Origin of the sequence: Marinobacterium arenosum (genome assembly GCF_019795155.1) — a bacterium.
Lineage (GTDB): Bacteria > Pseudomonadota > Gammaproteobacteria > Pseudomonadales > Balneatricaceae > Marinobacterium_C > Marinobacterium_C arenosum.
Genome location: NZ_JAILYN010000003.1, coordinates 59,499 through 78,916 on the forward strand (window position 1 = coordinate 59,499; position 19,418 = coordinate 78,916).

Below are 19,418 nucleotides of genomic sequence, written 5' to 3' on the forward strand. Positions count from 1 at the left end.
GAAGCCCAACGCGACCGTCGGACCGGGTTGGCAGCCATTCGGCCATGGATGCTTCTCGGCCACAAGTGCTTCAAATCAGCTGCAACAACCCGCGCAGCAGAATAAAACCACCGGCCGTGGCGGCGAAGACGAGCAGCATCGGCCGAACCAGCCGGTCGTCAAACTGCTGTTGCAGCACCGTACTCAGCCAGCGGCCCAGCAGCAGGCCGGGCAATAGCTTGATCGCCAGCGTCCAGCTTTGTTCGTCCAGCCGCCCCTCCAGCCAGAGCATCGCCAGCGACAGCGGGGTGCCGAACAGGAAGAAGGCGGCCATCTGGTCGCGGATCAGTTCGCGCGGTTGCGACTGGTAGACCAGCGCCATCGGCGGGCCGCCGATCGAGGTGGTGGTGCCGAGCAGCCCGGAGCAGAAGCCGGCAAATCCCAACCGCAGCGGTGTCTGCTTGATCAGCGGCCGACGCAGGCTGAGGCCGCAACTCAGCAGCAACAGGGAACCGAATAGTAATCCGAGCAGCGGCGGTGACAGCCAGACCAGCAGCAGCGCACCCAGCCAGGCGCCTGGCAACCGGGCAACCAGCGCCGGCAGGATCGGCCGCCAACAGGGTGGCCGGGCCTGCTCCAGTACTGTCCACAGCGACAGGCAGAAACCGACAATCAACACCGGGCCGGGCAGATAAGCCGGCTTCAGCAGGTAGAGCAGCGGCGCGGCCAGTAGCGCCAGGCCGATGCCGATCCAGCGCTGCAGGGCGACGCCCAGGGTTACGGCCAGCAGGGCCAGGCTGTCTGCGAGAGTAAGCATTTCTTTTAATTAACTTAGGAAAGCGTGTTTCGGGGCGGTGGGACAGTTCGATACTTTTGAGTTACGAGTGACGAGTGACGGTAGATCGGTATGAGGTGCAGCTCCCAGAAATGACCGGCCAGTGATACTTCAAGCGGCGCTACTCAGTGCTCTTTGACTAACGGCCCGTAACAGTTTGCGATTTCCGCTGTTCCGCCGGCATGCAACATGCTGCGTCACTCTGAGCTCAACACTGTTCTCTGTTCACTCAACCATAAAAAAACCGCCCCACGGTGGGGGCGGGCAGGCCAAGCCCGGCGCAGGGGCGGGCCGGTGGACGGTGGCCCGGCCCTGCGTGGACGTTAGTTTGGCTTGCAACAGGGGTTAGCGTGTTGCGGCTTAGCGACCGCCGGCGCCACGCTGGGACTGTTCGCTGTTCTCCACCAGGACGCCGGCGCCGATGCGGTTGATCTCGTCCCAGAGCTCGGGCTCGATCTCGATGCCGTGTTCGACGCTGTGCGCCTTGTTTTCGGCTACTTGCTGCGGGCTGACATAGCGGGCCAGGCGGTTACCCTTGGAGCTCTGCAGCGAGGCGGTCAGGTTAACCCGTGAACTGCAGACGATGGTCAGGGTCTGCTTGTCCGCCGGCGTGGTCGACAGGCTGGTGGTGGCTTCGCTGTAGCTCGGGTAGCGGTCGCCGGCGTTGATTGCGGCGGCGTGTTCGGTCACCGTCTGGTTGCCGTTCTGCCAGTAGGCGGCCACGCTGATACCGCGTCGACCGCAGTCGGTCAGCGCCTTGAGGATGAACATCCGGTTATGGCAGTTGTGCACCGTCACGGTGGCGATGCCGACTTCCAACGCCTTGGCGTGGGCCAGGTCGACCGACGCGGCGATGCAGTTCAGCGCGCTGCGACCGTTGCTGTCGATAATCGCCGAGGTGCTGTCCTCGTAGACCACCCGGCTGAGCGGCTTGTCGGAGTCGTCGGCGATATAGGGCATCGCCCGCTTCAGTTCGGCCAGCCCGTTCAGGCCATGCTTCTCCAGCCAGAGAATCATGTTGGCGGCGTCTTCGTAGTTGCCCACGTAGTAGCCGGTGGCCTCGAAGCAGCGGCGCAGAGCGGCTTTCAGTTCATTCATCGAAATATGCATCGTTGCTCTCCTCACTGCTTGGGTGCCAGCGGCATGAACCAGTCGTCATTGAAGGTCTTGCCGATATCGTCCAGCAGCGGCGCGCCCTGGAACATGGTGTTGCGCACCCACAGCCGCGAACGCGGATCGAACTTGCTGACCCCGAAGAATGCCAATTTGGCGCGCAGCAGGTGCATTGGCAGCACGTCCCGGTCCAGCAGGTTGGACTGGATATCGCCGTAGATGCAGCGGTTCATGCTCTGGATCCGGCGCACGATGCCGCGCAGTTTCGGTCGCGCCACCATGAAACGGGCGGTGGTGTGCTGCGGGTACTCGGCGACGTATTCGCACAGCTGGTCGTAGCACTTGCGCACCGCGTAGCCGACCCCCAGCGCCATCTGCTTCTCCTTGCCGGCATCGCAGCTGGTCTTGCCCAGGCGTGGTTCCATTTTCTCCTCGGAGCGGTACCAGAAGGTTTCCCGTGCACCCTCGGCCTCGAAATCGGTGGTCAGTGCCCAGCCGTAGCGCTGCTCGATTACCGCTTTCAGCTGCTGCAACGGCATCAGCGGGTCCAGATCGAGGAACTCCTCGGCGTCATGATAATCTTCCAGGTCGTCGACCAGCTCCGGGTAGAGCTCCAGCAGGATCGATACCAGCATCTCCTGGCCCTGCAGCGAGCAGTGCTGCTCGCTCCATTTGAGCAGGTTGTCCCAGTTGCCGATGCCGTCTTCGGTATGGGTTTTCAGTTTGACCAGGTCCTGCAGCACCATCTGGTTGTTATCGGTCTGCCAGTCGTCCTCGGTGACGGTTTCGGCGGTGTGGCGTTCGCAGCGCTCGAGCAGTTCGGCGAAGCGCTGGCGGATCATGCCGTTGATGTTGCCGAGCACCCGGATGCGGGCCAGCGCCAGTTCGCGCATCTCGACCCACTGGTTGATCAGCAGAGGATGGTTGACCAGGAACGGTGCCATGCCGAGGCCGGTGGAATTGCCGATACCGAAGTAGCGTTTGATCTCCGGCTTCATCGGCTGGAAGCTGTCTGGTGCGCGGTGTTTGGCGATATGCTCCGCCTGCAGCAAGCTGAAGTTGCGCAGCATCAGGCAGACGAACATTTCTGCCGAGAACGGGCGCGCGAAGTCAGCGTGCTTGTCGCGAACCTTCTCCCAGTCCGCCATGCCCAGCTTGCCGCTACCGTACACCGCCGTTGTGCGGTACAGATAGCCCACTTTGGCGATCTGCTCGACATCCGGCTGGCGGCCGTTGGCCAGTTGGTCGACCACGTAGTCGAAATTGCGGGCGCTACGGTTGGCGCGGGACAGCACGAACACCCGGGCGTCGACCCGGCCGGCTTCCTGTTTGGGAACGTTCTGGCGCAGCTTCTCCAGGTAGATATCGTCCACCTTGTCTTCGACCAGCGCCATGGTCAGGTCCCACTTGGTCGCGATTACCCGGTCGTTGCGCTCTTCCGGCGCCAGGTAATCGGAGAACAGTACGAAACTGAACAGGCCGTGCGGTGCGTGGATCTCGTAGATCACGGTGCCGTAGCCGTCGTTGTCCAGTTCGAAGCGAGCCGGCTCGATCTGCCAGCGCTCTCGCATAATCTTGCGCACCAGGGTACGCATGAAACTCAGTCGGCTCTGATGCAACGCGCCCAGCCGTTCCAGGTCCATTACCTGGTTGGCGGGCCGCAGTGGCAGTGCATTGTCGCCCCGCAGTGAGGCTTGAATGGCTGCTGGCGTGGTCATTGTTGTTATCCTCGTTTTAGACACATCCGGAATTTCGAGATGCCGGCCTCATTCGCCGGCGGCAGCATAGATGTGTTGGAAACCTTCTCGCCCATCGGCCCCTGCCGGTTTTCCTTATCTTTAATTGTATGCAGGGAGGCGTATCTGCCGGGTTCCATCGCAGATAGTTGACCGTGCGGCTCCTGCCATATGCGGAAACGGCACTCGGCCTTTCGGATTGCCGGCCTTGCCTGGCCGTCTCCACCCGGAAGACCGTTTCATATTGGGGGAATTGAGCGCTAACCGACAAATCAAAAGGTTATATCGTCTGATAAGTCGGACTTATCAAACCTGCGGAAGATATTATTTTTTCTATGGTTTGGGTGGGATAACGCATGGGTTTCGGCTAAAGCTGCTTGGCCGGAGCCTCTTCTACAACAGAGCGTGCAGGCCCTTGTAGGAGCGGATTTATCCGCGACCGACCGAGGGCGGGTTAATCTTCGGTGCTGCTGTTGTCGATAATGAAATTAATCAACGCCTCGGCGGCCGGGGTCAGCGATTTGTTGCTCAGCCGGACGATACCGATATGGCGCACCACCGCCGGTTGGGTCAGCGGGATGAAGCGCAGTGTGGCGCTGTCCTGCGGGAAGGCGAACCAGGGCAGGGTGGTGATGCCGATGCCCGCTTCCAGCATCGCGATCAGCGAGATCATGTTGGAGATATAGAACTGGGAGTCGGCCAGCAGCGGCTCCGCCTCGCTCTCTTCCAGCAGCCGCGAGGTGCCATTGGCGATCAGCCGGTACTGGCGCAGCTCCTTCCAGTGCAGTGCCTCTTTTTCCGCCAGCGGGTGGTCGTTGCGGCAGACCACGCCGATCTGGTCCTGCCAGATCGGGGTGAAGTTCTTGTCGCTGTGTTCCTGCGCCTGCCACAGGCTGGCGATGCCGAAGTCGACCTGCTGGTTTTCCACCATCCTTAATACAGCATCGGAGTTATCGTCGTAGAAGCTGATATGCAGGTTCGGGCTGTCGGCGACGAACCGCGACAGCAGTTGCGGCAGTATCCGGCTGGCGATCGACGGTACCGAGGCCAGCCGTAGGTGGCCGGTCTTGTGCTCCGCCAGCAGGGTCATGTCCTGGGCGATGCGGTCGTGATGGGCGATCAGCTCCTTGGCCTGCGGCAGGAAATGGCGGCCGAACGGGGTCAGCTCGGTCTTGGCGGCCTTGGATTTGCGCTTCTCGAACAACGGCTCGCCCAACTTGTTTTCCAGATCACGGATCGACAGCGAAATGGCCGGCTGGGTGCGGTGGGCTTTCTCGGCGGCGGCGTGGAAGCCCTTGAGCTCGGCGACCCAGACGAAGTGGCGTAGCTGAGTGATCTTCAGTTCCGGCAGCATGATAAGGAAACCTTATTGAGGAATATTATTAATTAATTTTTGTTATTAAAGCACGCGGCCTAAGATGCTTCCAACACTATCAGGAGGTGACTATGTCTGATTCAGTTTTTCGTAACTACATCGCGGGTGAGTGGGTAGAAGGCAACAACGGCAGCGTGGCGAATATCAGCCCGGCCGATACCAGCGATCTGATCGGTTACTACGCCCAGGCCGACAAGGCGCAGACCGAAGCGGCGATCGCCGCGGCAGCCAAAGGCCAGATCGAATGGGCCAAGAGCGGCCTGGAACAGCGTTACGCGGTGCTGATGGCGATCGGTGACGAGCTGATCGCCCGTAAAGACGAGCTGGGCGCGATCCTGGCCCGCGAAGAGGGCAAGACCCTGGCGGAAGGCGTTGGCGAGACCTACCGTTCCGGCCAGTTCTTCCACTACTACGCGGCCGAGGTGCTGCGCCAGATGGGCGAGACCGCCGATTCCGTACGACCGGGTGTCGAGATCGAAACCCGCCGCGAGCCGGTCGGCGTGGTCGGCATCATCACCCCCTGGAACTTCCCGACCGCCACCGGCGCCTGGAAGATCGCCCCGGCACTGGCGTTCGGCAACGCCATCGTCTGGAAGCCGGCCAACCAGGTTCCGGCCAGCGCCTGGGCACTGACCGAGATCATCTCCCGCCAGGGGCTGCCGGCCGGCACCTTCAACCTGGTGATGGGGCCGGGTTCCCAGGTCGGCGACGTGCTGATCAACTCCCGCGACATCAACGCGCTGACTTTCACCGGCTCGCTGGAGACCGGCCGCAAGGTGGCCGCTGCCACCGCCGTCAACCTGGTCAAGTGCCAGCTGGAGATGGGCAGCAAGAATGCGCTGGTGGTGCTGGATGACGCCGACCTGGACAACGCCGTCGAGTGCGCGGTCAACGGCGCCTTCGGCGGTACCGGCCAGAAGTGCACCGCGTCCTCCCGTCTGATCGTCACCGAAGGTATCCATGACCGCTTTGTCGAGGCGGTGGTCGAGCGGATGAAGAAGCTGGTGATCGGTCACCCGCTGAAAGAGGGTGTGCACATCGGTGCGGTGGCGGACGCCCGCCAGATGGAACAGAACCTGGCCTATCTGGAACTGGCCAAGGCTGAGGGCGGCAAGCTGGTCTGGGGCGGCGAGGTACTGAAGGAGGAGACCGAAGGTTACTACCTGCAGCCGGCGCTGTTCACCGAAACCACCAACGATATGCGCATCAACCGCGAAGAGGCGTTCGCGCCGATCGCCTGCGTGATCAAGGTGAAGGATTACGACGAGGCACTGGCCACTCTGAACGATACCAACTTCGGCCTGACCGGCGGCATCTGCACCCAGTCGCTGAAGTACGCCAGCGACTTCAAGCGCAACGCCAAGACCGGCTGCGTGATGGTCAACCTGCCGACCGCCGGCACCGACTACCACGTACCGTTCGGCGGCCGCAAGGATTCCAGCTTCGGACCGCGCGAACAGGGCACTTACGCCAAGGAGTTCTACACCGTCGTAAAAACCACCTACATCCGCGCCTAACACGGGGACCGGTCTATGAACAAAGCGCTGCATAACGAGCTGATCGTCATCGACGGCCTGCAGTACTCCAATTGGAGTCGTGAGATCTTCGAGCAGTTGCGCGAAGGCGGTGTGACCATGGTGCACGCCACCATCGTCTACCACGAGCAGATCCGCGAAACCCTGCTGCGGATCGCCGAGTGGAACCGGCTGTTCGAACTGCACGGCGACCTGATCATGCCGGTCAAGAGCGCGGCGGATATCCGCCGCGCCAAGCAGCTCGGCAAGGTTGGCATCCTGTTCGGCGCGCAGAACTGCTCGCCGATCGAAGACGACATCGGCATGGTCGAGGTGATGCGCGAGCTGAACCTGATGATCATGCAGTTGACCTACAACAACCAGAGCCTGCTGGCCTGCGGCTGCTACGAAGCCGAAGACAGCGGCGTGACCCGCTTCGGTCGCCAGGTGATCCGCGAGATGAACCGGGTCGGCATGGTGGTCGATATGAGCCACAGCGGCGAACGCAGCACGCTGGAGGCGATCGAGCTGTCTGAGCGGCCGATCGTGATCTCGCACGCCAACCCGGCCAGCTTCCACCCGGCCAAGCGCAACAAGTCCGATACCGTACTGAAGGCGCTGGGCCAGTCGGGCGGCCTGCTGGGCTTCAGCCTCTACCCGTTCCACCTGAAGAACGGTTCCGCCTGCACGCTGGATGAGTTTTGCGACATGGTGGCCAGCACCGCCGACCTGATGGGTATCGAGCGGATCGGCATCGGCACCGACCTGTGCCAGCAGCAGCCGCTGTCGGTGCTGGAGTGGATGCGCAATGGTCGCTGGTCGAAGGAGATGGATTACGGCGAAGGCTCCAAGGCGAACGCCGACTGGCCGGCACCGCTGAGCTGGTTCCGCGACAGCCGCGACTTCCCGAACCTCACCGCCGGCCTGCAGGCGCGCGGTTTCAGTGACGACGAGGTAGCCCGAATCATGGGGCAGAACTGGCTCGAGTTCCTGGATGACGCGTTGCAGCCGCAGCCTGGCGCGGCCTTCCGCTAACGGATTTCGGCTGCCGCTGCGTAGCGGCGGCCGATTTTACTCCCTGATCTTCAAATAAATATAAGAGACCTGTCAGGAGACTAAAATGAACGATACTTCTCAGGCCACGCTGTCTGCACGTGAGGCAGATATGGCAAAGAACCCGGTATTGGCGGGCGTCGACCTGCCGGTATTCCTGATCAGCGGCGGCGTGCTGGTGCTGTTCGCGGCATTTGCGCTCTACGATATCGACATGGTGTCCGGCTGGGTGAACAGCGCGTTCGCGGCGTCCACCAAGGCATTCGGCGCCTACTGGCAGGTACTGCTGCTGCTGACTTTCGTGATCGGCCTGTTCATGGCGATCGGCCGTACCGGCGCGGTAGTGCTCGGCGGCATCAAGGTGCCGGAGATCTCCACCTTCAAGTGGATCTCGATCATCATGTGCACCCTGCTCGCCGGCGGTGGCGTGTTCTGGGCCGCCGCCGAGCCGATGGCACACTTCACCTCGCCGCCGCCGCTTTTTTCAAGCATGGCCGGTGGTGAGACCGGTACCGCCCAGGCGGCCTACAACGCGCTGGCGCAGAGCTTCATGCATTGGGGTTTCCTGGCCTGGGCGATCCTCGGCAGCCTGACCGGCGTGGTATTCATGTACCTGCACTACGAGAAGGGCCTGCCGCTGAAACCGCGTACGCTGCTCTACCCGGTGTTCGGTGATCGGGTGATGAAAGGCGCCTTCGGTGCGCTGGTCGATGCCAGCTGCGTGCTGGCGGTGGTCGCAGGCACCGTCGGGCCGATCGGCTTCCTCGGCCTGCAGGTCAGCTTCGGCCTGGAAAAACTGTTCGGCATCCCCAATACCTACGCCACCCAGGTGACCATCCTGGTGGGGCTGATCGTGCTCTATACCCTGTCTGCGGTCAGCGGCGTGACCCGAGGCATCCAGCTGCTCAGCCGCGCCAACGTGATCCTGGCGGTGCTGCTGATGGCGTTCATCCTGCTGTTCGGCCCGACCGCGTTCATCATCGACAGCTACCTGCACTCGTTCGGTATTTACCTGGATCAGTTCATCCCGATGGCGACCTTCCGTGCCAGCCCGGGCTGGCTGGACTGGTGGACGGTGTTCTTCTGGGGCTGGTTCCTGGGCTACGGCCCGCTGATGGCGATGTTCGTGGCGCGTATCTCCCGTGGCCGCACTATCCGTGAAATGGTACTGCTGATCTCGGTGGTGGCGCCGGTGATCACCTGCTTCTGGTTCACCATCGTCGGTGGCAGCGGGCTGGCGTTTGAACTGGCCAACCCGGGCGTGATCTCCGAACCGTTCACCGGTTTCAATCTGCCGGCGGCACTGCTGGCGATCACCGAACAGCTGCCTATGGGCTTCCTGATCTCGCTGCTGTTCCTGGTGCTGACCACCATCTTCGTGGCCACCACCGGTGACTCCATGACCTACGCGGTATCGATGGTGATGACCGGCACCGATCATCCGCGCACCGAAGTGCGGGTGTTCTGGGGGATCATGATGGGGGTGATGGCGGCGCTGCTGATCTCGATCGGCTCCGGCGGTATCTCGGCGCTGCAGTCGTTCATCGTGGTCACTGCCGTGCCGGTGTCGCTGGTGCTGCTGCCGTCGCTGTGGACCGCACCCAAGATCGCCTCTCAGATGGCTGACGAACAGGGGCTCTGATAGTCCGATCGAAAGAGCTTCAGCCTGATAAACAGCGCTTCAGCCAATCGAAAGAGTTTCAACGCAAGCATTGCGCTCTCGTCCTGGGCGGCTTCGGCCGCCTTTTTTTATGAATTCCTTTTTATTCGAACCATTCAATTCACCGGAGACCGGCTAATGAAACAAGCAGTCAAAACCGACCTGTTCGCCTCCAAGGCGCCGCTGGAGTGGGCGATCATCGCCAACGGCACCCTGTCCACCGCGCAGATCCCAATCGACGCAGAAGGCAAGGTGGTCGAGGGTGGCATCGAGGCCCAGGCCCGCCAGACCATGGAGAACTTCAAGCACACCATCGAGGCGGCCGGGCTGACCATGGACGCGGTCACCCAGGTGCTGATCTACGTCACCGACCGCGACCAGCTGCCGGTATTCAACAAGGTCTACGCCGAATACTTCCAGCCGCCGTACCCGAACCGCGCAGCAATGATCGTCGCCGGCCTGGCCCGCGAAGAGATGCTCTGTGAGATCGTGGCGTATGCGGCGGTTGAAGAGCAGTAATTGGTGGTTCAGCAGACAGTGCTGAGTTGACAGTTGCCAGCTGGGAAACCCGGCTGGCTCCGTAAAGACATTCTGCTTTCTTCGCCGTCTATGGCGGCGGGCTCCTATCCACTTATTCATTTTTTGTATTTGTATTTATTGGTGGTATCCGTTGTGTCCAGCTAATCTGGACAACGAGCTTTTATCCTATATTGTTGGCGGATTATAACGCTCTTATTGATAGCGCCACTCTTCTTCCCTATTGCAACCATATCCTCCTTCCTCCTCTATAGCGCTTGGATTGCAGATTAGCTTAGCTGGGCTAGACTTGTTTTATTAACTTGGATGATTATGGGGTCTGTTGAGTTATTCAGATACGGATCTTCTATGATTTTTCTGTATTAGGTTTTTTTTGTTGGGTTTTTGAGTGCTTTGCAAGGTTTTAAAATATTAGGGCTTTAGGTTGTTTTAAAGAGTATGGATATAGGCGTAAGTCATCATAATGATTGATTTTTTGATAAGCCGGATCTGTTGCGTATAGTGTTCTGTAATCATGGCTTCTATATGAGGCGGATATGAGCGAAGACTTACTGGTTGTTCTTAGACTTATATGGTTTATTGGTTTGTTCGGTATAGCACTTCCGGCGACATCCTGTTGGAATATTGCGAAAAGGAACTGCAAAAAAGAGCATAAATGGATTATGTATACATTCATTTGGATGTTCATGTTTTCATACTTTAATAATGCTGGGGTTGTGGCTTGCAAAAAGGCCATTGTGTTTTTTGTGGTGTTTTTGATTTATGCTTGGTTAGGTATGATTATTGGGGCTGTTTGAATTTTCATCGGTTTGTTTGGGTGGCCCTGTGAGCGTTTTCTAATGGCACTTGTGGATAATGTTGGTTCTTTTAATGTTGCCTATGAACTACGTTGAGGTTCATCATGAAAATAACTAAATGTTTGTTTTTATTCTGTGTCATCGGTATTGGCATCTGGATCGGACACAGTGGGAGATATCTGTTTGATCAATATAATAAAATAAAAAATGGTGCTGATATATTATTTGATGGGCTTTGCTTAAGTGTTTCCAATGATTGGGTCGTTATAAATGTGGAGGGTAAGGTGGGCGGAGAGGTTTATACGCTTCAGAAGTCCATTGGTGATGGAGAATATAGGCATGCGATTTTCAGTTTTGTTGGTGGTGAGAGTGTTTTTTTAAGAGACAGGGTTATTGTTGATGATGTTGTTTGGAATGATGAAAAATTAAATATTTATGAACTGAGTTTTCTGCCAAATGGTATTAGTGTAAGGTATTTTATGTTCTTTTCTAGCGGTCGCTATTTATTGGCGAGTGATCATAAAGATTACATTAGGGATGTGACTAAAAGTTTGGTAGGCCCCAACAAGTGTGATAACTGAGTAGTGGAGAAGAGGGCAGTGATTTTAGTCGTCTTTTTGTAGTGTTGTTACCAATGTAATCCCTTTATATAAACAAACCGGTTCGAACCAGATCCCTTCGGCATACCTCACTCGAGCCAACGGGAGCGCGACATACCTGGCTAAGATTCACAGAGTCCCAGATCGTTTAGCCATTTTCTCTCACTCTCTTCCTGACATCCGTCCGCCACATTGGCCTAAAGAATGACGCATCACGGGCTGTACTATTCGACACAATTGTATATTGTATGCAATAGTTCTGACGCCACGTTTCGTGGGCTATGACGAATAACAACAATCAAGCTTGATGAGGAAGATGCGATGCAGGCGAGCAAGGTGATCCATGTGGTCAGTTGTCATGCGGAAGGCGAGGTCGGCGATGTGATCGTCGGTGGCGTGGCGCCACCGCCGGGGGAGACGGTTTGGCAGCAGTCGCGCTGGATTGCCGAGGATCAGACGCTGCGTAATTTCGTGCTGAACGAGCCGCGTGGCGGGGTGTTCCGCCATGTGAACCTGTTGGTGCCGGCCAAGGATCCGCGTGCCCAGATGGGCTGGATCATCATGGAGCCGGAGGATACCCCGCCGATGTCCGGTTCCAACAGCATCTGTGTCTCCACGGTGTTGCTGGAGACCGGCATCATCCCGATGCAGGAGCCGGAGACCCGCATGACGCTGGAGCCGCCGGCCGGTCTGATCGACGTGGTGGCGCAGTGCGAGAACGGCAAGGTGAAACAGGTGACAGTACGCAACGTGCCCTCGTTCGTCGACCGGATGGACGCGGTGATCGAGGTGGAGGGGCTGGGTACGCTGACTGTCGATACCGCCTATGGCGGCGACAGCTTCGTGATCGTCGATGCGCATAAGCTGGGTTTCGCGATCACTCCGGACGAGGCTCGCGAGATCGCCGAGACCGGTATCCGCATCACCAACGCCGCCAACGAGCAGCTCGGTTTCCACCACCCGGCCAACCCCGAGTGGCGCCATATCTCGTTCTGCCAGATCGCCGCGCCGCTGGTACAGGAGCAGGGCAGCTGGCTGGGCCGCAACGCGGTGGCGATCCAGCCCGGTAAATTGGACCGTTCGCCGACCGGCACCGGCTGCTCGGCGCGGATGGCACTGTTACACGCCAAGGGGCTGCTGAAGGCGGGTGACCGTTTCATCGGCGAGTCGGTGATCGGTTCGCGCTTCCACTGCAGCATCGACGCCACCACCAAGGTGGGCGACCGTGATGCGATCTATCCGCTGATCTCCGGACGCGCCTGGATCACCGGCACCCACCAGCATATGCTGGACCCGACCGACCCCTGGCCGGAAGGCTACAAGGTGGCCGATACCTGGCCGATGCCGAGAAACCAGAAGTAAGGAAACGAGATGCAGTTTATATCCGCCGACGAGGTGCGCCTTTACCTCGATTGGGACAGTGTGATCGAGGCGCTCGAGCAGATGTTCCGCGAGGGCTGCGAAGCGCCGGTGCGTCACCACCACACCATGCAGATTCCCGGCCAGGCCGACGCCACCATGCTGCTGATGCCGGCCTGGACGCCGGGCAAGTACGCCGGCCTGAAACTGGTCAATGTCTACCCGGACAACGCCAGCAAGCAGTTGCCGTCGATCATGGGCGGCTACCTGCTGATGGACGGCGACAGCGGCGCGCCGCTGGCCTACCTGGAGGCGGGCGAATTGACCGCCCGCCGCACCGCCGGCGCCTCGGCATTGGCGGCCAAGTACCTGGCCCGTGAAGATGCCAGCAAGCTGCTGATCGTCGGCAGTGGCCGGATCGCGATGAATATCGGCTTCGCCCATGCGGCGGTACGGCCGATCCGTCAGATCCGGGTCTGGGCACGCAGCCTGGAGAAAGCCGAGGCGGTGGCCGAGCATTATCGCAGCCATGGCTTCGAGGCCGAGCCGGTCGAACAGCTGGAGCAGGGTGTGCGCTGGGCGGATATCGTCAGCTGCGGCACCATGTCCAGCGAACCGCTGGTGTTGGGCGACTGGGTGCAGCCGGGCACTCATATCGATCTGGTCGGCGCCTTCAAGCCGACCATGCGCGAAACCGACGATGCGCTGGTCAGCAAGGCGGCGGTCTATGCCGATACCCGCGACGGGGTGCTGGCGGAGGCGGGCGACCTGTTGATCCCGATCGCCAACGGCAACTTCAAGCCGGAGCAGATCGTCGCCGATCTGCAGCAGCTGGCGCGCGGCGAAGGGGCGGGGCGAAGCTCCACCGAGCAGGTCACCCTGTTCAAGTCGGTCGGCGCCTCGCTGGAGGATCTGGCGGCGGCGATCCGCTGCTATGAGAACGCCCGTAACGGTTGATTCCGTTCGGGCCTGTAGGGCGCCGCCCGGAACGCCATCGCGTTGGGTCGGCCGGTGTTGGCCGGTCGATAGCGGCTGCCCGGCTGCGGCCCTACAATCGGATTCTCAAGCGGCATTAATCCTTTCACGGCCGTGCGGGCTGTCGAAATCCAGCTCCGGGCCGACCGGCACGATGCGGGTCGGGTTGATGGTGTCGTGGCTGTAATAGTAGTGCCGCTTGATATGCTCCAGGTTGAACGTTTCCGCGACTCCCGGCTGCTGGTAGAGCTCGCGCAGGTAGCCGGACAGGTTCGGATAGTCGGCGATGCGGCGCAGGTTGCATTTGAAGTGGCCGACATAGACCGCGTCGAAGCGGATCAGCGTGGTGAACAGCCGCCAGTCCGCCTCGGTGATCCGATCCCCGGCCAGGTAACGCTGGCCGGCCAGGTGCGCTTCCAGGGTATCCAATGCCGAGAACAGTGACTGTAACGCTTCCTCGTAGGCGTCCTGTTCGGTGGCGAAGCCGGCCCGGTAGACGCCGTTGTTGATGTTCGGGTAGATATAGTTGTTCCAGCGCTCGATCTCATCGCGCAGCTCCGCTGGGTAGAGGTCCAGCGTATTGCCGGTCAGCTCGTTAAAGGCGCAGTTCAGCATCCGGATGATCTCGGATGACTCGTTGTTGACGATAGTCTGCTGCTGCTTGTCCCAGAGCACCGGCACGGTCACCCGGCCGGTATAGTCCGGCTTGGCGCGGCTGTAGATCTGGTGCATGAACTCGCTCTGGTAGAGGGCATCGCCGCTGGCGCCGGCGCTCTGGTCGAAGGTCCAGCCGTTGTCCAGCATATCGGGGCTGACCACCGACACCGAGATATGATCCTCCAGCCCCTTCAGTTTGCGGAAGATCAGCGTGCGGTGTGCCCAGGGGCAGGCCAGCGAAACGTAAAGATGGTAACGGCCGGATTCGGCCGGGAAACGCTTGGCGTCTGCCGGTAGTTCGAAGCCGTAATTGTCACTATCGATCCAGTTACGGAACTGCGCGCCTGCGCGGACGAACTTTCCGCCGGACGTCTTGGTGTCGTACCACTGGTCGTGCCACTGGCCATTGATCAGCAAACCCATCTGTTACTCTCCTGGCTGAATTCTGTTCGGTTCTCTTAAGTGATGGGACCAGCTTAACGGCTGGAATCTTGAGAAAAAATGGTAAAAAACTGCGCTAAACGTTCGGTTTATCTGAAAGGTTGTTGAATATGGCGATGAATCTGCGAGCTTTCGGATTTGTCGATCAAACCGTACAGAAAAGTGCGATTTTTTTCCCCGCCCTGCGCGCTAGCATGATCGCCATACTGATTAAAGGAGATCTGCTTATGTCGATTGTACGCTTACAAAGTCAGCCCTCGTCCGATGGCGCCGGGGTGCGCATTCAGCGAGTGCACGGCTTTCAGGATAACGCTCTGGACCCGTTCCTGATGCTCGACGAGATCCATTCCGACGATCCGAACGACTACCTGGCTGGCTTTCCACCCCATCCGCACCGTGGCATGGAGACCCTGACCTATATCCGCCACGGCGGCTTCGAACACGAAGACCATATGGGCAACCGCGGCGCGATCCAGGGCGGCGGTGCCCAGTGGATGTCGGCCGGTCGCGGCGTGATTCACTCCGAGATGCCGCTGCAGCAGGATGGTCTGCTGCACGGCTTCCAGCTGTGGATCAACCTGCCCGACGCCGACAAGATGAAGCCGGCCCAGTGGCAGGATTACCAGGCGGATCAGCTGCCCTGGCAGCCGTTGGCCGATAGCAGCGAGATCAAGCTGATTGCCGGTGCGTTCGAGCTGCAGGGGCAGCACCTGACCGGCCCGATCGACCAGTTGCCGGCCCGGGCGTCGGTGGCCGACTTGCGCCTTGCCGCCGGTGGCTCGCTGACAGTGTCCGCCCTGAGCGGCCAGCGTTTGCTGGGCTACCTCTATGAGGGCGAGCTGACGGTCGACGGTCAGCGCTTCGTCCGTCGCCAGATGCTCAAGGCCGACGATCTGGCATCGCTGCAGCTGAGTTCCGACAGCGGCGCCGGCATTCTGTTGTTGAAAGGTGAGCCTATAAACGAGCCGGTGGCTCACTACGGTCCCTTCGTGATGAATACCGAAGCGGAACTGCGCCAGGCGATCGAGGACTACCAGCGCGGCGTGCTGACCGATTGAGCCATGCTGTTCAGGGATGCTGGCGCTGGGTAGAATGCCGGGTCTGATAATTGGCCGTTGATGCCTTGTGATTTATGGGCTTTTTCGGTGCTGGCGGCGCTTTGGTAAGCGGTCGAAAGCTCGACCGCTTACCATACGGGGCCGCCTTAAATAGCAAAAGAAGCGACAGGAGTTGTCATGCGCGCATCCCACTACCTGGCCCTGGCAGGCCTTGAACTCGACCAGCCGGAACGGGCGGACCAGCAGGCGGAGGCACTGAATGCTCTACGGGGCGAGGTGCCGGCCGAGCGGGACGCTCTGTACCGTTTCCAGGTGCCGGAGCTGGGCGAGGGCGGCGCCTGTTCGCTGTTCGGTCAGTTGGCGGAGGAGCCGTACGATCTGCGGCCGATCCTCGGCGGCGAGTCGGCGGCCAACGATCAGCTGCTGGCTGACTTGAATGCGGCGGCCGAGCAACTGACCGGCCAGACCGGGGTCGACTGGCTCGGGCTCTATGCCCGCCGCACTAATCCGCAGGGCGAGGAGGTGCTGGTCAAGCTGGCCTACCGGGGGGCTCCGAGCCGGGCGGAGTTTCCGCTGAATCCGGAATTCGCCACCATCTCCAATAACAGTACCGTCGGGCTCAGCGGCAAGGGACGGCTGATCCAGAGTGTGGCCGATTACCTGGCGCAGGGCGGCGAGTACTACACCTGCGATCCCAAGGTGCAGGCGGAACTCTGCATCCCGTTGTTCGACAAGCAGGATCGGGTGATCGGTATCCTCGATGCCGAAGCCTTCACCGCGAACTTTTTCGACCCGTCGCGCCTGGCGGCTTTGGTCGGTCTGGCCCTGTGGACCCAGCAGCGCCTCTCTAATCCTTCTACTTCTACTGATACGGCTGACTGAGCCGGTAAACCGGTGGCCTCTGTCGGCGTCCTTCCGACTTGGCCACCGGTTACTCAATGGCAGGGCCGGCGGACCGCCGGACCGGTCTTTCACGCGAACTAGCGATACTTCAATACTTGCCTCAATCCCGATCCGATTCCGTTACGCTGGGAATCTTCTCTATTTTCCTGATCATTCGCGATTCTGCGCAAATTTCGGCTGTCTTTGCGCTCTTCTTGCTGGATCTGACAGCAACTTAGCCTTTCTGAGCCACGGGTATTTACGCTGGCCATAAAAAACACAATCAAAAAATTAGATTGAGTTGGGCAAAATATTAATCTTTTTTCGGGTCTTTCTTGCAGGCAACATGGGCTTCAATCTTGATACAGATCAAGTCTTTTACTTTGTCTTTCTGTATCAGCCCGCTCTGGTAGCCCAACAATAACAAGAGGCCAGATGCTCACTGGCCTGCCTGGACAGGAGTTGTCATGAAGTTTGCTAGCCTGAAATCGGGTCGCGACGGCCAGCTGGTGGTGGTCTCCCGTGACCTTAGCCGTGCCGCCAGTGTTCCCGAGATCGCCGCCACGCTACAGCAGGCGTTGGATCACTGGAGCGACTGTGCGCCCCGTCTGCAGCTGGTCTACGACGCTCTCAATGCCGGCCAGTTAAACAACAGCTTTCCGTTCAACCCTGCCGAATGCGCCTCGCCGTTGCCACGTGCCTACCAGTGGCTGGATGGCAGTGCCTATGTGAACCATGTCGAACTGGTGCGCAAGGCGCGTAACGCCGAGATGCCGCCGAGCTTCTGGACCGATCCGCTGATGTACCAGGGCGGTTCCGACAGCTTTATCGGGCCGCAGGACGATATCCCGCTGGCCAGCGAAGCCTGGGGCATCGACTTCGAGGCCGAGATCGCGGTGGTCACCGACGACGTGCCGATGGGCACCGGGGTCGAGCAGGCCGGCCAGCACATCAAGCTGCTGATGCTGGTCAACGATGTGTCACTGCGCGGCCTGATTCCGGCCGAGCTGGCGAAGGGCTTCGGCTTCTTCCAGTCCAAGCCGTCCAGCGCCTTCTCGCCGGTGGCGATCACTCCGGATGAACTGGCTGACCGCTGGCAGGATCACAAGGTCCACCACCCGCTGCTGGTGACCTACAACGGCGAGCCGTTCGGCAAGGCCGATGCCGGTATCGACATGACCTTCGACTTCGCCCAGCTGGTGGCCCATGCCGCTGCGACCCGGCCGCTCAGCAGCGGCACCATCGTCGGTTCCGGCACCGTTTCCAACAAGCAGAACACCGAATGGGGTTCGGCGATCAGCCAAGGCGGTGTCGGTTACTCCTGCATCGCCGAAGTGCGGATGATCGAGACCATCAACAACGGTCAGCCGAGCACCGCGTTCATGCGTTTTGGCGATCGGATCCGGATCGAGATGCTGGACCAGCAGGGCGACAGCATCTTCGGCGCCATCGACCAGCGCGTCGTCAAATACCCGCACTGATTACCCACTCCAGCCGAGTTTCAGCGGACCGCCTGTCAGGGCGGGCGGTCCGCTAACGCCCAACGACTCGGCTGAACACAACAAGAAAGAAGAGACCGCACAATGAATATGAAAGAACTGCTGAACCGCTATGAGAACACGCCGCCGGAGGTGGTGTTCGAATGGCATGATTCCGAAACCGAAGCCTGTGGCTGGGTGGTGATCAACTCGCTGCGTGGCGGTGCGGCCGGTGGCGGCACCCGGATGCGCGCCGGGCTGGACCGCCACGAGGTGGAATCGCTGGCCAAGACCATGGAGGTGAAATTCACCGTCTCCGGGCCGGCTATCGGCGGTGCTAAATCCGGTATCAATTTCGATCCGGCCGACCCGCGCAAGCACGGCGTGCTGCAGCGCTGGTACAAGGCGGTGGCACCGCTGCTGAAAGCCTACTACGGTACCGGCGGCGACCTGAACGTCGACGAGGTGCACGAGGTGATCCCGATCACCGAGAGCCTCGGTCTCTGGCATCCGCAGGAAGGTGTGGTCAACGGCCACTTCGAGCCGTCGGTCAGCGAACAGATCCAGAAAGTCGGCCAGCTGCGCATGGGTGTCTCCAAGATCGTCGAGGACCCGAAGTTCACGCCGGACCACGAGCGCAAGTACAAGGTTGCCGACCTGGTGACCGGCTGGGGTGTATCTGAATCCGTCCGCCAGTTCTACGACATCTACAAGGGCGACCTGGCCGGCAAGCGGGTGATCGTGCAGGGCTGGGGCAATGTCGGCTCCGCAGCCGCCTACTACCTGACCCAGGCGGGCGCCAAGCTGGTCGGTATTATCGATATCAACGGCGGTCTGATCGACGTTGAAGGGCTGGATGCCGAGGCGGTCAAGCAGCTGTTCATGAACAAGCAGAATAACCGCCTGGTGGCGGAAAATATGCTGTCGTTCGAAGAAGTTAACGCCAAGATCTGGGATGTTGAGGCGGATATCTTCCTGCCATGCGCGGCTTCACGGCTGGTCAGCCAGGAGCAGATCGGCCGGCTGATCGATGCCGGCCTGGAAGTGGTGTCCTGCGGCGCCAACGTACCGTTCAAGGACCCGGAGATCTTCTACGGCCCGGTCTACGAATATGCCGACGAGCGGATCAGCGTGATCCCGGACTTTATCGCCAACTGCGGTATGGCGCGGGTGTTCGCGTTCCTGATGCAGAACGATATCGAGATCTCCGACGAGGCGATCTTCAACGATGTCACCGACACCATCCAGAAGGCACTGATTCGCTGTCATAACCGCTCGAATGAGACTAAAGGACTAGCCCGCACCGCCTTTGAAATTTCACTGAAGGAGTTGACAGCCAACGTCTAGCTCACGATGATCCATGCCCTTCG

General features: G+C 59.9%; 17 protein-coding genes. 12 read left to right on the forward strand and 5 right to left on the reverse strand.

Going from position 1 to position 19,418, the window contains the following annotated elements:
* Nucleotides 1-70: 70 nt before the first annotated feature.
* The 4 genes from K6T12_RS02140 to K6T12_RS02155 form a co-directional block, all read right to left on the reverse strand.
* Nucleotides 71-796: a sulfite exporter TauE/SafE family protein gene (locus tag K6T12_RS02140; protein WP_222219033.1), complete on the reverse strand. Its 726-nt coding sequence runs from the start codon at nt 794-796 to the stop codon at nt 71-73.
* Between the two features lie 378 nt (nt 797-1,174).
* Nucleotides 1,175-1,924 carry a DUF3726 domain-containing protein gene (locus K6T12_RS02145; protein ID WP_222219035.1) on the reverse strand — a complete coding sequence of 250 codons (750 nt, stop codon included), beginning with the start codon at nt 1,922-1,924 and terminating at the stop codon, nt 1,175-1,177.
* Nucleotides 1,925-1,935: 11 nt separating this feature from the next.
* Nucleotides 1,936-3,645: a hypothetical protein gene (locus tag K6T12_RS02150; protein WP_222219037.1), complete on the reverse strand. Its 1,710-nt coding sequence runs from the start codon at nt 3,643-3,645 to the stop codon at nt 1,936-1,938.
* Nucleotides 3,646-4,117: 472 nt separating this feature from the next.
* Nucleotides 4,118-5,017 (reverse strand): LysR family transcriptional regulator, encoded by a 900-nt coding sequence (locus K6T12_RS02155; protein ID WP_222219039.1) that lies wholly within the window; start codon nt 5,015-5,017, stop codon nt 4,118-4,120.
* Nucleotides 5,018-5,109: 92 nt separating this feature from the next.
* On the opposite strand from K6T12_RS02155, the gene K6T12_RS02160 reads away from it, so the two are divergent.
* The 8 genes from K6T12_RS02160 (at nt 5,110) to K6T12_RS02195 (ending at nt 13,514) form a co-directional block, all read left to right on the forward strand.
* A complete protein-coding gene (locus K6T12_RS02160; protein WP_222219041.1) occupies nt 5,110-6,555 on the forward strand; it encodes an aldehyde dehydrogenase family protein in 1,446 nt (481 codons plus the stop codon).
* Nucleotides 6,556-6,570: 15 nt separating this feature from the next.
* The gene (locus tag K6T12_RS02165) at nt 6,571-7,587 is read left to right on the forward strand and encodes a dipeptidase (RefSeq protein WP_255611490.1); all 1,017 of its coding nucleotides are present in this window, start codon (nt 6,571-6,573) and stop codon (nt 7,585-7,587) included.
* A gap of 85 nt (nt 7,588-7,672) precedes the next feature.
* Entirely contained in the window at nt 7,673-9,247 is a 1,575-nt protein-coding gene (locus K6T12_RS02170; protein ID WP_222219043.1) for a BCCT family transporter, read from the forward strand.
* Nucleotides 9,248-9,403: 156 nt separating this feature from the next.
* Complete coding sequence (locus K6T12_RS02175) at nt 9,404-9,784, forward strand: RidA family protein (protein WP_222219045.1); 381 nt, start codon at nt 9,404-9,406, stop codon at nt 9,782-9,784.
* A 554-nt stretch (nt 9,785-10,338) separates the two neighbouring features.
* On the forward strand, nt 10,339-10,599 hold the full coding sequence (locus K6T12_RS02180) for a hypothetical protein (protein WP_222219047.1): 261 nt from the start codon (nt 10,339-10,341) through the stop codon (nt 10,597-10,599).
* Nucleotides 10,600-10,703: 104 nt separating this feature from the next.
* Complete coding sequence (locus K6T12_RS02185; RefSeq protein ID WP_222219049.1) at nt 10,704-11,180, forward strand: hypothetical protein; 477 nt, start codon at nt 10,704-10,706, stop codon at nt 11,178-11,180.
* Between the two features lie 339 nt (nt 11,181-11,519).
* A complete protein-coding gene (locus K6T12_RS02190; protein WP_222219051.1) occupies nt 11,520-12,560 on the forward strand; it encodes a trans-3-hydroxy-L-proline dehydratase in 1,041 nt (346 codons plus the stop codon).
* Nucleotides 12,561-12,569: 9 nt separating this feature from the next.
* Entirely contained in the window at nt 12,570-13,514 is a 945-nt protein-coding gene (locus tag K6T12_RS02195; protein WP_222219053.1) for an ornithine cyclodeaminase family protein, read from the forward strand.
* Between the two features lie 105 nt (nt 13,515-13,619).
* On the opposite strand, the gene K6T12_RS02200 is transcribed toward K6T12_RS02195, so the two are convergent.
* Nucleotides 13,620-14,612 (reverse strand): glutathione S-transferase family protein, encoded by a 993-nt coding sequence (locus tag K6T12_RS02200; protein WP_222219055.1) that lies wholly within the window; start codon nt 14,610-14,612, stop codon nt 13,620-13,622.
* Nucleotides 14,613-14,857: 245 nt separating this feature from the next.
* Here K6T12_RS02200 and K6T12_RS02205 point away from each other — a divergent pair, with 245 nt between their 5' ends.
* The 4 genes from K6T12_RS02205 to K6T12_RS02220 all read left to right on the forward strand — a co-directional run bounded on the left by K6T12_RS02205 (nt 14,858) and on the right by K6T12_RS02220 (nt 19,395).
* Nucleotides 14,858-15,688 carry a pirin family protein gene (locus K6T12_RS02205; protein ID WP_222219057.1) on the forward strand — a complete coding sequence of 277 codons (831 nt, stop codon included), beginning with the start codon at nt 14,858-14,860 and terminating at the stop codon, nt 15,686-15,688.
* Between the two features lie 177 nt (nt 15,689-15,865).
* Nucleotides 15,866-16,570 (forward strand): GAF domain-containing protein, encoded by a 705-nt coding sequence (locus K6T12_RS02210; RefSeq protein ID WP_222219059.1) that lies wholly within the window; start codon nt 15,866-15,868, stop codon nt 16,568-16,570.
* A 467-nt stretch (nt 16,571-17,037) separates the two neighbouring features.
* The gene (locus K6T12_RS02215; protein ID WP_222219060.1) at nt 17,038-18,051 is read left to right on the forward strand and encodes a fumarylacetoacetate hydrolase family protein; all 1,014 of its coding nucleotides are present in this window, start codon (nt 17,038-17,040) and stop codon (nt 18,049-18,051) included.
* A 102-nt stretch (nt 18,052-18,153) separates the two neighbouring features.
* Nucleotides 18,154-19,395 (forward strand): Glu/Leu/Phe/Val dehydrogenase dimerization domain-containing protein, encoded by a 1,242-nt coding sequence (locus K6T12_RS02220; protein WP_255611491.1) that lies wholly within the window; start codon nt 18,154-18,156, stop codon nt 19,393-19,395.
* Nucleotides 19,396-19,418 lie beyond the last annotated feature (23 nt).